General features: G+C 54.9%; 8 protein-coding genes, 3 pseudogenes and 1 other annotated feature. Of the genes and pseudogenes, 6 read left to right on the forward strand and 5 right to left on the reverse strand.

Translation table 11 applies throughout. The features are described 5' to 3' along the window. Positions 1-42: 42 nt before the first annotated feature. Positions 43-1,527, reverse strand: a complete 1,485-nt coding sequence (locus tag H0485_RS20065; RefSeq protein ID WP_226937686.1) for a TnsB C-terminal domain-containing protein — start codon at positions 1,525-1,527, stop codon at positions 43-45. After that, positions 1,524-2,270, reverse strand: coding sequence for a hypothetical protein (locus tag H0485_RS20070; RefSeq protein ID WP_226937687.1), 747 nt, complete (start codon positions 2,268-2,270; stop codon positions 1,524-1,526). Before H0485_RS20070 ends, H0485_RS20065 begins: the two co-directional genes overlap by 4 nt. 632 nt (positions 2,271-2,902) lie before the next feature. On the opposite strand from H0485_RS20070, the gene H0485_RS22050 reads away from it, so the two are divergent. The 6 genes and pseudogenes from H0485_RS22050 to H0485_RS20100 all read left to right on the forward strand — a co-directional run bounded on the left by H0485_RS22050 (position 2,903) and on the right by H0485_RS20100 (position 12,174). Beyond that, positions 2,903-3,553: a hypothetical protein gene (locus H0485_RS22050; protein WP_255613872.1), complete on the forward strand. Its 651-nt coding sequence runs from the start codon at positions 2,903-2,905 to the stop codon at positions 3,551-3,553. Between the two features lie 76 nt (positions 3,554-3,629). Beyond that, positions 3,630-5,168 (forward strand): type I restriction-modification system subunit M, encoded by a 1,539-nt coding sequence (locus tag H0485_RS20080; protein WP_226937688.1) that lies wholly within the window; start codon positions 3,630-3,632, stop codon positions 5,166-5,168. Next, positions 5,165-6,352 carry a restriction endonuclease subunit S gene (locus H0485_RS20085; RefSeq protein WP_226937689.1) on the forward strand — a complete coding sequence of 396 codons (1,188 nt, stop codon included), beginning with the start codon at positions 5,165-5,167 and terminating at the stop codon, positions 6,350-6,352. The genes H0485_RS20080 and H0485_RS20085 overlap by 4 nt, the downstream gene beginning before the upstream one ends. Positions 6,353-6,474: 122 nt before the next feature. Further along, positions 6,475-9,870 carry a DEAD/DEAH box helicase family protein gene (locus H0485_RS20090; RefSeq protein WP_226937690.1) on the forward strand — a complete coding sequence of 1,132 codons (3,396 nt, stop codon included), beginning with the start codon at positions 6,475-6,477 and terminating at the stop codon, positions 9,868-9,870. A gap of 65 nt (positions 9,871-9,935) precedes the next feature. After that, positions 9,936-10,073: pseudogene (locus H0485_RS20095) on the forward strand (IS5/IS1182 family transposase); the annotation flags it as partial. A gap of 151 nt (positions 10,074-10,224) precedes the next feature. Then, a complete protein-coding gene (locus H0485_RS20100; protein WP_226937691.1) occupies positions 10,225-12,174 on the forward strand; it encodes an ATP-binding protein in 1,950 nt (649 codons plus the stop codon). A gap of 443 nt (positions 12,175-12,617) precedes the next feature. Here the strand turns inward: H0485_RS20100 and H0485_RS20105 are convergent. From H0485_RS20105 to H0485_RS20115, 3 genes and pseudogenes are all read right to left on the reverse strand, one after another. Then, a pseudogene (locus H0485_RS20105) lies at positions 12,618-12,788 on the reverse strand (IS256 family transposase); the annotation flags it as partial. Positions 12,789-12,880: 92 nt separating this feature from the next. Then, positions 12,881-13,297: pseudogene (locus H0485_RS20110) on the reverse strand (IS3 family transposase); the annotation flags it as partial. Next, positions 13,205-13,322: a sequence feature (AL1L pseudoknot), on the reverse strand. (Overlaps the previous pseudogene by 93 nt.) After that, a partial coding sequence (locus H0485_RS20115; protein WP_226937692.1) for a transposase occupies positions 13,312-13,673 on the reverse strand: 362 nt, incomplete at its 5' end. It overlaps the preceding feature by 11 nt.

The following is a 13,673-nucleotide window of genomic DNA, read 5'->3' on the forward strand; positions in this document are numbered from 1 at the left end:
CAAACAGCAGACCATCCAAAACCGCCGCTTGAACCACCAGCGTCAAGCAGCATAGCCTGAACCCGATGAGCCCAAGCCATCTGCTACAAAATCAGCGCGGCGGTTCCAAATCATTCGACGACGGACATCCTGCGCATCGTTCTCTCCTTTGGCGACAACATCACTGAAAGTCCGCCCTGAGAAGCGCTGCACCAAGCCGTTGTGGACGGTGCGGAACAGCCGCTCGATAAAGGGACGTAGCCAGGGTTTTCGGGCGGGTGCGCCAAGGTAACCGATCCCCAGTTCCGCCAGAAGATCGTAGAGTTCATCCGTCAGATAGGTCGGGCCACGGTCGAACACGATCTTTTCAGGACGACCATACATATCCCAGGGATCATGCGCACCCAAAGCATCTGCGACCGGGGTCTTGTCCTGAACCAGCATCTCGATCGTATCACGCGCCAGCGTAGTTGTGCTGCCTGCAGACATACGCATGGCTACGATGCAGCGGGTATGCACATCGATGGCTGCCGAGATCGTTACTCGTGATGCTGTGCCGTTAAGGTTCAGCTGTTCGCGCTCTTCCGCAGTCAGCCAGTCCCATATGCCGAAGCCCTGCAGGATCACCATCAGATCCAAGCTATGCTCGTCAATTTCAACACGTTCAAATGCACGGCTTGTCGTGATGCCTACGCCCAGAGAATGCATATCTTTGTAGGCAACTGCGAAGCCGCGGCGACGGATTTGATGTTCGATCGGCGCCAGTGCATCAATGAGATCATGGACGAACTCATAGCCGGGCATCTTCAGCGAACCCCGGCGGCCATGCCGCTCATAATGCAGCAAACAGGCGGCCTGAACACTATCCACAATAGATGCGACCGTGCAGCGTTCTTCATCCAAGCGCGTATTGATGACGCTTCTGACGATTGCCATTATCGCCGGATCATATCGATCACTGCGATTACCTGACCGCGAATAGCGATCAAACAAGCCGGCAGGCCCCTCACGCTTGAAGCTTAGATACCATTTGTGGACCTGCGCCGCAGATCTTGGAGGGCGCTGCTGCTGGCCGATGGTGATAGTGGCACCGCCACGTTTTTTCTCACCCTGCGCCTTGCGAAGCAGCATTTCGCGGTAGATCTGATCGCCCTTACTTAGAAGCAGAAGCGCGTTTTGCACAAAGGAAGCACGGGTAGGCTTCAGAAGGCCTTGCTCAATCAGGAGTGTGGCTGCCTGCACATGACACAATCGCCACTTCTGCCGTGCGACCTCCTTGTCGGACCTCAAAAACAGCGGGCGCCCCGACTTCTCACCCCCCACAGAAGGCCGGTATAATATGCGCAGCGCGCCGCGAAGGTCTGCATCGGAGATAACAGGTGCTTCAAGGCTTTCTGCAATCGGGGCAAACACTTCGCCCGTCTGTGGATCAACGAACTCCTCCCAGAGAACGATCACACTGTTCCTGCGCTGTTCGATGACTGCCCCGATACGCTTGTTCAGCTCGAACCGTGTTCCAACGCTCAGCAGTGAACTTGGGCCGCTCATGACAGCACCCCCACTTTGCCTTGCGCCACAGAGCTCTGAAGCGTGATGCGTCCAGGAGTAATCAGGTGGAGGCGTTCACGGTGAATAGCCCTCGCTACACTGCGAAGCGTGATTCCATCAGCTCGCCCCTCGGCGATCAACTGACCAATACTGGCGGGGCCAGACATCCCTGAGATAAAAGCCTGAAGAGCCTGATCCTCCGCCGGGACCGAAACCCGTGAGGCGTGGAACAGCTCGGCATTCGCAAGTTCGTCCGGATTGATATTGCGGCGGCCGATCACAACCAGTCTATCAAACAGGACCGGACGCCCGACCATCACCAAAGCCGCGATTTTCTCCTGAAACTCGGGCCTGCGCGAATAGACCTCAGGCTTCACCACCAACGCAATACGGAGCCCGCCACGGAAGGTCGCACAAAAATCGATGTAATGTGCATTCGTGCCTCCATCCGGCATCGGCAGCATGACCGGGCCGACCTGCTCACGAATATCCTCAAAACCCGGACGATAGATGGTGCAGAGAGCTGCCTGGTATTCGAGCAGACTTTCAACCACCAAGCGCTTCGGGTGTTCCTCCCCCCAGCAGATTTGCCCGGTGAAATGCCGCTCAGATACCTTGTGCACTGCCCTCTGGGCGCGACTTGGCTCAGGCATAGGCCGCAAGACAACGCGGCCCCCAATGCTGGAAAGCAACGATCCGTTCGCATCAGAACCGATCGCACTCCGTGGCAATACAGTGCTCATCTTCATTCCGTTTCCGAAGAAACCTTCCCCGTTCGCAGACTCCGCGTCTGCGCCCACCAAAGTGTTCGGTGACATTTTCTGCCTCAGCTCATTTGTTTTTATTCTGGTGAGCCGACATCCCCGTTGCGCCTGTTTGCCAGGTGCGGTTAGACTGATGTCTGTCATTATGGTTGGCTTGCCGACCCACCTCTACAACCGGCCTCTTAACGGGCCGGTTTTTTCTTTCTCTGCCCTATCCCATCGCCTGGTCCTCCTTTGGCAACATTGTGGGCAGAATTGCGGGCGAGCTGCTACGGGTCGAATTCGGTTATCCACATGTATCTTCCTGGACAGGTCTTCGCGACATCTCAGGAAAGGGTGCCGACCAACATCGATTCGGTCAAATATTTTATTTAAAAACAGATATTTACGGAAAATACACGCAGCGCAGATTTTCGGAATGTTTTCTTTGGCACGATCTCGAAAATGGTGCCTGTTTAGCGTCTCGCAGGTGCGTCCACGTCGCTGATCAGCGCTGAAACTGTCGGCGGCACTTCCCTTGAGCCGAATCAAATACCGCCAAAATGCCAGCTCTAAAAAAATACGTGAATAAATAAAGTAAACAGAAATCAACCACATTCCTCGAATTTTAATTGGCTTCCAGCTTTGTCAACGGCGGCGAGGCCTTTTTGCGCAAGGCCACCCGCATCGCCATTGAAATGAACTTCCCCATCGCGGGCCGCACGGCGGAACAGGAAGAAATCATCCGAGATGAAATCAAAGCCATCCGCGCAGAACCCTATGACCCAATGGCAGGAGAGGTCGAAAATATCGGCCCCACCACCGCGCCCAAACCGAAAGAGCGCAGCTATAAGGCCGATCCGATCTCGAAAGCATGGGAGGAAACCTATGGCGTTGGCACCCTGCCCCCGACCTTGCGGCCTGAAATCGCACAAATCGACGCTACCCTGCCGCGTGTTACCCTCAAAGACGGCGCAAGCTTTGAGGACCAAGGCAGCAAGATCACTCAGAAGCCACCACCGAGGCCAGCTTCCGCCTTATCATTGCAGCAGCTCTGGCAAAGGGCTGGACTGGACTTAGTATCAAGGGCGAAGAGGCTTTCTTGCGCGTGGCAACCCGCATTGCCCTTGAAGAAGGCATCGAAATCCAAGGTCGCGACGACGCCATGCAGGCGATTGTTGAGGATGAACGAAAGACAGCCTCCGCCCCAGATCAGCCGGAGGTCGACCAAGATGGAGGCTTTGGCTTTGAAATATAACACTTTTAAAATGCATCGCTTTTAAATCCGTAACCAGCTTTTGTTGAGTTTTCAGGCATTGCCAGATACCCTGCACTCAACAAGATATTTGAGGCAGAGCAATGCTTACGGGTCATATTCGCAATCAGATCGACACGATCTGGAACGCATTTTGGTCGGGCGGGGTTTCGAACCCTCTTTCCGTCATCGAACAACTCACCTTCCTGATGTTCATCAAGCGACTGGACGACATCCAAACGCTCGAAGAAAGCAAGGCCGAGACGCTCGGCAAGCCTCTCACCCGCCGCATCTTCCCCGCAGGCCACAACGATAAGGGCGAGGCTTACGACAACCTGCGCTGGTCGCGCTTCAAGCACTTTGAAGCGCGCGAAATGATGCGCGTGGTCGATGAACACGTCTTCCCCTTCCTGCGTCAGCTGGGCGAAGAGGGTTCGTCCTACGGCACCCATATGAAAGACGCCCGCCTCGGGTTCTCCAACGCCAACCTCTTGGCGCGGGTGGTCGAAATGCTCGACCAGATCGACATGGACGACCGCGATACCAAGGGCGACGTCTATGAATATATGCTGGGCAAAATCGCAAGCGCAGGCACCAACGGCCAATTCCGCACGCCGCGCCATATCATCCAGCTGATGGTCAATCTGATGGCCCCGCAGCCCAGCGACAAGATCACCGACCCTGCGGCAGGCACCTGCGGCTTCTTGGTCGAGGCTGCCGAATATGTCCGCCAGCATCACCCCCAAATGCTGCGCAATCCTGAAACCCGCAACCATTTCCATAATGAGATGTTCCACGGCTTTGACTTCGACAACACCATGCTGCGCATCGGCGCAATGAACATGGTGCTGCACGGGGTTGAAAACGCCAATGTCACCTACCGCGACAGCTTGGCCGAAGAGCATAACTCCGACGCGGGCAAATACTCGCTGATCCTTGCCAACCCGCCCTTTGCCGGATCGCTCGATTACGACACCACCGCCAAAGACCTGCTGAAACTAGCCAAAACCAAAAAGACGGAGTTGTTGTTCGTCGCCCTCTTCCTGCGCCTCTTGCGCACGGGCGGGCGTGCGGCGGTGATCGTGCCCGATGGCGTGCTGTTCGGATCAAGCACCGCACACAAAGCCATCCGCAAAGAGCTGGTCGAAAAGCATAAGCTTGAGGCCGTGATCAAACTGCCCTCGGGCGTCTTCCGCCCCTATGCGGGCGTGTCTTGCGCCATTGTCATCTTTACCAAAACCGGCGTGGGCGGCACCGAGGATGTCTGGTTCTATGACATGCAGGCCGATGGCTATAGCCTTGATGACAAGCGCACACCGCTCTTGAACGAGGGCAAACTTGGCGCCATCCCGCAAGACGCCCTGACCGAGGCCGATCACGCCAAAAACAACCTGCCCGACATTCTGGCCCGCTGGCGCAATCAACTGGGTGAGGCTGCCAACCCGCGCACCGCACAAAGCTTCTTCGTCCCCAAAGCTGAAATCGCCGAGGCCGGCACTTATGACCTGTCGCTCAATCGCTATAAAGAGATAGAGCACGAAGAAGTCACCCACCAATCCCCCGCCGAGATCATCGCCGAGCTGCGCGGCCTAGAGGGCGAGATCGCCCAAGGCCTCCAGCGTCTTGAGGAGATGCTGGCATGAGCTGGTCAATGGTGAAACTTAATGAGATCGCGGACTTAGTGCGCGGAGTTACATTTAGCAAAGATGATACCACCGATGACGCGAATGACACTATTCCGATTTTGCGTGCTGGAAACATACAAGACACATTAATCCTTTCCAGTGACCTCGTATACTTGCCGCCTGAGTTCGTTTCAGCGAAACAGCTTCTACTGTCGGGGGACATTGTTATGTGTATGTCCTCGGGAAGCGCCAATATTCTAGGGAAATCCGGATTATTACAAATGCCTTGGCATGGTAGTTTCGGAGCGTTCCTAGCCGTTATCCGCGCTGTTCCTGAAAAAGCTGATGCGTCTTACTTAAGCCACTTTTTTCGTCATCCCCTATTTCGTAGCTGGGCGAGTAACTCCAACGGCATCGGCATTAAAAATATTCGTTTGTCCGATTTAGCAGATATCGAAATCCCTCTCCCGCCTCTCGAAGAGCAAAAGCGGATTGCGGGGATATTGGATCAGGCGGACGCCCTGCGCCGCCTGCGCGCCCGCGCACTCGAAAAACTCAACACCCTCGGGCAGGCTGTGTTTCAGGAGATGTTTGGGGATCTCCGTTTAAACACCAAAGATTGGGAAACTCACTCCATCGCAGACATTTGCTCCGAGATGGTTGACTGCGTTAATCGCACCGCACCAGTCGTAGAGGAAAAAACACCGTTCCGAATGATCAGAACTACGAATGTTCGTCATGGCAAGGTTAATTTGGATGTTACGAGATATGTGAACGAAGAAACCTTTGAGAGATGGAACCGTCGCTTGGTTCCATTACCCGGCGATGTCATTTTAACACGTGAAGCACCCGTTGGAGAAGTTGGCATCCTGCAAGAGAGTGGCGTCTTTCTCGGGCAGAGACTATTTTTGTATCGTCCAGATACATCACGCATCACGTCCGCATTTCTCTGCTTCCAAATGCAAACTGATTATTTAAAAAATCAGTTCAACCAAAGTGGCTCAGGATCAACGGTTAAACATATCTCGTTGCCCGCTTGTCAGGCATTCGAAATTAGAGTTCCGCCCCTCAATCTTCAAAAAGAATTCGAACAGCGCGTAAGGACCGCATCAAGTCTTGAACAGGATGCCGCCTACAGTCTTACCAAGTCGGAAGCGCTCTTCGCCTCCCTCCAATCCGCAGCCTTCCAAGGCAAGCTTTAGCCTATTCCAGCCTCGCGCCTTTCACGGCGCGGGGCTTATTTGTCTTGCTTGTGCCGATTTGATCCGTAACTCTCGTTCTCATTGAATAAATCCGTTTTCGCCCGCCCGCAGGGAAAGCCGCCATGAGCCAATTTGCCTATCTCAAGCTCGAGTTCCCCGACCTTGCCGAACATGCGGCCAAGGCCGAGCAGGCAGCGCTTTCCGACCCGCGTGGCGCGTGTTTCTATGCAAGGCTGACGCTGGAAACCGCGCTCAACTGGCTATTCTTACGCGAACCTACCCTCAAACGCCCCTATGCGCGTGAGCTTGCGGCCCTGATCGCCGAACCCAGCCTTGCGCAACTGATGGGCCCCGCCCTCATCACAAAGGCGCGCTATGTCAAAGACCAAGGCAACCGCGCCGCCCATGACAGCGGCAAGCCCCTGACGGCCACCGACGCCACCCACACCTTGGCCGAGCTGTTCCACATCACCTATTGGCTGGCCCGCACCTATGCCAAAAGCCACCACCCCGATGCAGGCCAAGCCTTTGACGCCAGCAAGCTGGAACGGGGTTTGACCATCTCGGCCTCAACCGTGGCCGAGATCCAAAAGCTTGCCCAAAAGCGCGATGAAGATCGCAAAAAGCGCGAAGAGGCCGAAGCCGCCCGCATGGCGTCTGAGGAAAGCCGCGCCGCGCTAGAGGCCGAGCTTACCGCGCTGAAAGCCGAATATGCCGCCCTGCGCAAAGCCAACCAAGCCGTGCCCGACCCACATGATTATGACGAGGCAGGCACGCGCGACCGCTATATCGATCTTTTGCTGCACGAAGCGGGCTGGGCTCTGGATCAGCCCCGCGACCGTGAATTCCCCGTGAAAGGCATGCCAAACCAATCGGGCGATGGCTTTGTCGATTACGTTCTTTGGGGCAGTGACGGCAAACCCCTTGCCCTGATCGAGGCCAAGCGCACCAAAAAGGATGCGATGATCGGCCAGCAGCAGGCCAAGCTTTACGCCGATTGCCTAGAGGCCGCCTACGGCCAGCGCCCGATCATCTTTTGCTCGAACGGCTATGATCATTGGATTTGGGATGATCTGATCTATCCGCCCCGCCGTATTGCGGGCTTTTTGAAGCGCGACGAGCTGGAGCTTTTGATCCAGCGCCGCAAGACCCGCAAGCCCTTGTCGGCAGAGCTGGTCGATAGCGCAATTGCAGGACGCCCCTATCAAACCCGCGCCATCCGCCGCGTGGGCGAGACTTTTGAGAAAGACCGCCAGCGCAAGGCGCTTTTGGTCATGGCGACAGGTTCGGGGAAAACCCGCACCGTGATTGCGCTGATTGATCAGCTGATGCGCGCCAATATCGTGCGCCGCGTGCTGTTCTTGGCCGACCGCGTGGCACTGGTGAAGCAGGCACAAAACGCCTTTAAGGCACATCTGCCCTCTGCCCCAATCGCCAACCTGATTGAGCGCCACGACGCCCAGAAGAACGATCATAAAGCCGCGCGCGTGCTGGTTTCGACCTATCCGACCATGATGGGCCAGATTGAAGAAATGGCGAACGGCCAGCGCCGCTTTGGGCCTGGTCACTTTGATCTGATCGTGGTTGATGAGGCGCACCGCTCGGTCTATCGCAAATACAAAGCGATTTTCTCTTATTTCGACAGCCTTCTACTCGGCCTGACCGCGACCCCACGCGACGAGATCGACCGGGACACCTATTCCTTGTTTGAATTGGAAAAGGGTGTTCCGACAGATGCTTATGATTTGGAAGATGCGGTTAAGGACGGCTATCTTGTGCCGCCCAAGGGGATTTCGGTTCCGCTGAAGTTCCAGCGACAGGGGATCAGCTACGACCAGCTTTCTGATGAAGAGAAAGAAGAATGGGACGCGCTGGAATGGAATGATGACGGAACCGCGCCCGACCGTGTCGAGGCCGCCGATCTGAATAAATGGCTCTTCAACATCGACACCGTGGACAAGGTTCTAGCTCAGCTGATGTCCGAAGGGATCAAGGTTGAGGGCGGCGATAAGCTTGGAAAAACTATCATTTTCGCGCGTTCAAGCCTGCATGCGCAGTTCATCGTTCAACGCTTTGATGCAAACTACCCGCACCTTGCGGGCAAGTTTGCGCGTCTGATCGACTATTCAGTGCCCTATGCGCAAACGCTGATTGACGACTTCTCTGATCCAGCCAAAGATCCGCAGATCGCCGTTTCGGTCGATATGCTCGACACTGGCATCGACGTGCCCGAGGTCGTCAATCTTGTGTTCTTCAAGCCCGTGCGCTCGAAAACAAAGTTTTGGCAGATGGTGGGTCGCGGCACGCGGCTTTGCCCCAACCTTTTCGGACCGGGTGAAGACAAAGAAGAGTTTGTTATCTTCGACTACTGCCAGAACCTTGAGTTCTTTGGCGAAAACCCGAATATGGTTGAGCCCTCAATGGCTGCGCCCATCGGTGAACGCTTGTTCAGACATCGCCTTGACCTAATCATCGAAATCAACAGCGATAAAGAGGATGAGCAGGAGCTACGCCGCAGCTTGATTGAAAGGCTGCATGGCGAGGTCTCTGGCATTAACCCCGAGAACTTCATCGCCCGCCCGCACCGCCGCGCCGTCGAACGTTTCCAATCACAAGAGGCTTGGACCAAGTTAGATGTCGAAGCCATCAACACCCTGAAAGATGAAATCGCAGGCCTGCCTACGTCATTCAAAGATGACAGCCTGCCAGCTAAGCAGTTTGACCTTCTTATTCTGCGCGCACAAATCGCGCTCTTGAAGAAAGATCCTGCCTTCCTGCAAGCTCAGAAGCGTATCCGCGAAACCGCTTCAGCGTTGGAAGTGCTGCAAAACGTGCCTTTGGTGGCAAAAGAGATCGAGCTGATCTTGGAGCTTCAAACCGATGAATATTTGCCCGATGTCACCATCGTCATGCTTGAGCAGGTGCGCCGCAGGCTACGCATGCTGGTCGAGCTGATAAAGCCAGAAGAACGCAAACTGGTCACAACCGATTTCGAGGACGAAATCGGACATGGCACAACCATTGATCTTCCTCAAGTCGGCACGGGCTTTGATAAAGCTCGCTTTAAGAAAAAAGCCCGTGCGTTTGCAGAACAGCATAAGGACCACATTACGATCCTTAAAATCAGGCGTGGAGACCAACTTACCCCCCAAGACGTTGCTGAGGTTGAGCGCATGTTCTTGGAAAACGGCGTCGCCAACCCCGAGGATATTGCAGAAGTGCAAAGTGCAGGCGGGCTTGGTGCCTTTTTACGTTCCCTCATTGGGCTTGATCGTGCTGCCGCAAAAGAAGCCTTCAGCGACTTCATTTCCGATAGGGCAATCTCAGCCGATCAAATCGAATTCATCGACATGATCGTAAACACGCTCAGTGAAAATGGCCTCATCGACCCAGCCATGTTCTATGAAAGCCCCTTCACCGATATCGATGATCAGGGCATAATGGGCGTGTTTGGCAGGGAAAAAGCAACGCAGATCATAAGTATCGTAAGACGCTTGAATGACGCCGTCGCCGCCTAAAGTGCTCTGTTGCGCAAATCCCGTGAGGGATTCATCTCGTGAATCCAGCATGGTAGCTGGGGTGCATGAGCAGACCCACATCCCCGACCTACAGGACCAGGAACTGGCCAGCCTATAACGATGCGCTCAAGCGCCGGGGTTCGCTGACGATCTGGTTCGACCCCGAGATGAGCTGGGACGCTGCGCCGACAGGCAGGCGTGGCTGTTTCAGACACTCCCGCCAGCTACTTCTCGGAAAGCCGCCTTGCGCCATGCCAACCAGCTTACAGCTTGACGGCCCTGGCTAGGTTGATCAATTTTCGACATTAAATACAGTTAGAACCGACTTTATCGATATTAATGACAGGAAACAGGGTGAGCTACGAACTGAAGAGATTAGCAGCCGAGACTACAGCCGCTTTTACAGGACTATTCGCCATTACCGCGGAATCGATACGCCAGTTTGAAAATGGCGAGTATTTCGTCATGTATGCCCGAGGTTCAAAGCGCCTACAAAGTATTCTCGGGGCAGAACGAGAAATCCTAATCCTGGGGAATGTTTATTCTGATCAGCAGGCACGCTCCGTTCAGTTTGTCCGTCGCCTTATCAATGATTCTGATGGTCGTCTCGAAACGACTCTGTGTGTAATTGTTCATCAGGACCCACGCGGAAACACCAAGCTAAAAAATTGGGGGCGAGAAAATGGCCTTGCAGTCATCCCAGTATATACTGCCACGGGCGTATTGCCACGCAACCAAGAGTTGGAGCGATTACTCTCATACGAATTTTTCACCCAAGATCCGTTCGATGTAACCGGACCTGTTGCCAACGACGCACAGTTTTTCGGACGCAGGGCGGAAGCTCAGGAACTCGCCCGCAAGCTTCATTCTGGTCACATTCGTGCGTGCTTTGGCATCCGAAAGATTGGAAAAACCTCAATTTTGCACCGCGTCCTATCGGAACTCAAGGATAACTACGACGCGGTTACGCTGTTCATCGACTGTCAGCGGGATGATGTTTTTAGCTTGGATGCCGCAGGGCTGCTACATTCCATTACACTTTCACTCCTTGACCTTAAGGCGTCCGGCCGATCTTACGCTGAGGTAAATGCGAGCACTTCTGCTCTTTCCCTTGCCGAAGCCGCGCGTCGATTCCAGTCGGCGCTAAGTCAATTCGACGCTACCGTTATCCTCGCCTTCGACGAGATCGACTACATCACACCTAGTAATGGTGGCGCTGAGCAATGGCATTTAGGGTTTATCGAGTTCTGGCGAAATGTGCGAGCCGCCTACCACGCTGCTGCTCGCGATGGCCGACGAGTATCTCTATTGGTAAGTGGTGTCTCCAGCCGTTGGTTCTCTGTAGAATCGATCGATGGGATTGAAAATGCAGCGTTAGCGTTCATTCCCGAGGAATATCTGAGCCCTTTGCCGCGTGGCGCTGCTAAAGCAATGATCAAGAACATTGGCGCGATGGCAGGACTTCGGTTCGACGAGCAAGCTCTAGAGGCGATATCAACTTTCTGTTGCGATATGCCGTTCTGGATCAGAAAAGCCTGCTCTTCAGTTCATGGTAAAATTGAAACCTCGATCAGACCAATCACCCTCCAAGAGCCTGCCGTCTCTGAGATGCTCGAAGCATATGGTCGAGACGAGGGAGCCGCCCTTGCGAAGGTCGCGTTGCAGCATCTGTTCCGAGTTTACCCTGAACTCCGAGCCCCATCGCTTTCACTGCTTTCTGAGAGATCGGAACTAAGTAGCGGCATAAAGCGCACACTTAACCGCTATGGCATTGTTGATAATACAGGGAAGATTTCTGGATCGATGATGCGTATGGCGCTGACGATGGTCGCAGAAGAGGCCACTCTACAAGATGTGGTTGGGGTCAAGAATGTAGAGGCTCGTCCACTTGTGAGCGAATGGGCGGAGGAGCTGGCAGGTATTTCCTATCGCCGCAATACGATGGAACGCGCTCTCCGATCTCTTGTCATCAACTTTTTGCGGATGTCGGCTCTAACCAACAAAGATAGCGTTTCCGCAAAGGCATCACTACTATCGGCACTTCAGTCAAAGCGCCGAGAAGAACTGGATGCTTTTAACCTCGAAACGATAGCAGACAAACTTTTTTGGCTGGAGCTCGTAGCGATTATCAACAAGAACTGGTCGTTGTTTGAAAGAATTTTTGGCGACAAAGCTGCCTTCAATGAGAACGCGGGTATCGTCAACGATAGGCCCGACGCCCACGCGAAGCATCTTGAGCCGAGCGACGTTGCGATGCACCGTCGCGCTCTGCACTGGCTTGACGATCGAATCTCTAAGGTTTGATCGACCTTAAAAAAGAATACGCGTCTATAAAACAAAGCATACGTCTCTGGGGAATTAAGCGTAAGGATAATGATCCTAGCGCGACAAAATTTCCCAGAGCTGCAATGTGCTAACATCCGCCTCCTTTCCTGAGCCAATCTCTGATCATTCGGCGCTCCGACATCGCGGTCCCACGCCTAGCGTCAAAGGCCCATTTCACGTTCATCGTGAAATGGGTGCCATCTGAGTTCAACTCGGCCTTATCCCTACCTTGTGATCGAACGGTCGGATCAGAGGAAGCCAATCAATGAAGCGACCGGCAGCTATGGGCCGAGACAGGACGTGGCGACAAATGCAAAAGCCGCCCAAAGAGCGGGTTCAATCATTTCAATCACTTGCAAAACTATGCTCCGAGCGGTGCAATCTTTGCCCCTGGCCGGCAGCAACTATGCCCGGATCTACACGTTGCGCTGCGCGGTGCGCTCCGCCGACTTCTCGCCATACTCGGCGTTAGTCTTGGCGCCGACCTCCAGCTCCATCAGCCGCTCGGCCGCGAAGCCGATCATCTCGCGCAAAAGGTCGGCGTCTGCGCTCTTCTTAACAAGCGCGCGAACGTCCATCATCGGTTTGGTCATCAGTGGCGTCCTCGGTTCGTTGGGTGTGCAACCCGAACCTAACGACAAAGCTGGTGGCCACCGAAGCTACACCATCACGCGGGACACGATCACAGCCTGTTGGGGGCGGGCACCTGGAACTGGCGGTTCACCTTGTCCAGTGGACAGGGCGCTTTCTTGTCGGGGATCGTCGTCCGGTGCGGTTTGCCGCGGATAGCACCTTGAATACCCATGCCCTTCATCAGCCGCGCCACGGTGCATCGCGCGATATCGAAACCCTCGCGGCTTAGCTGTCGCCAGATCTTGCGCACGCCATAGACCCGCCAGTTCTCCTCGAACACGCGCAGGATCTCCGGGCGCAGAGCTTCGTCCCGGCGTGCCCGTTCCGACAGTCGTGCGGGATCGGATCGCTTGGCCAAATGAGCATAATAAGTGGACGGGGCGATCGGCAGAACGCTGCAGATCGGCTCGACCCCGTGCGCCTTGCGGTGCGCGTCGATAAAGCCCACCATGACTTCGACCGGCGGTCGAGTATCCGTCTTGGTCAAGGGCGTTCAGGCAGCCAATCTCGGCCCTCGCGCAGCAAGGTGTTTGCAAGGATGATGATGCGTCGCATGATGGCGGTGATGGCTACTTTCTTCGCCTTTCCGGCTTTTAGCAGCTGCTGATACTTGTCGTGGAGGTCCCGGTTGAAGCGGATGGCGACAAGTGCCGGCATATAGATCGCGCGCCGTATTGATGCCCGTCCGCCGGTAATCCGTTCCTTGCCCTGCCACTTGCCAGATTGCTGCGTCATTGGCGCAAGTCCGGCTAAGGCGGTGATCTTCTTGCTCTCGAGATATCCCAGCTCCGGCATGTCGATCAGCATGGTGGTCGCGGTCAGGCGACCGATCCCCGGAATGGTCA

The sequence above is a fragment of the Pseudogemmobacter faecipullorum genome, from assembly GCF_020539525.1.
GTDB classification, from domain to species: domain Bacteria; phylum Pseudomonadota; class Alphaproteobacteria; order Rhodobacterales; family Rhodobacteraceae; genus Pseudogemmobacter; species Pseudogemmobacter faecipullorum.

Coding starts and splice junctions, on each gene's coding strand:
- H0485_RS20065 (WP_226937686.1), bottom strand. CDS start 1,527: ATGAGCGGCCCAAGTTCACTGCTGAGCGTTGGAACACGGTTCGAGCTG.
- H0485_RS20070 (WP_226937687.1), bottom strand. CDS start 2,270: ATGAGCACTGTATTGCCACGGAGTGCGATCGGTTCTGATGCGAACGGA.
- H0485_RS20080 (WP_226937688.1), top strand. CDS start 3,630: ATGCTTACGGGTCATATTCGCAATCAGATCGACACGATCTGGAACGCA.
- H0485_RS20085 (WP_226937689.1), top strand. CDS start 5,165: ATGAGCTGGTCAATGGTGAAACTTAATGAGATCGCGGACTTAGTGCGC.
- H0485_RS20090 (WP_226937690.1), top strand. CDS start 6,475: ATGAGCCAATTTGCCTATCTCAAGCTCGAGTTCCCCGACCTTGCCGAA.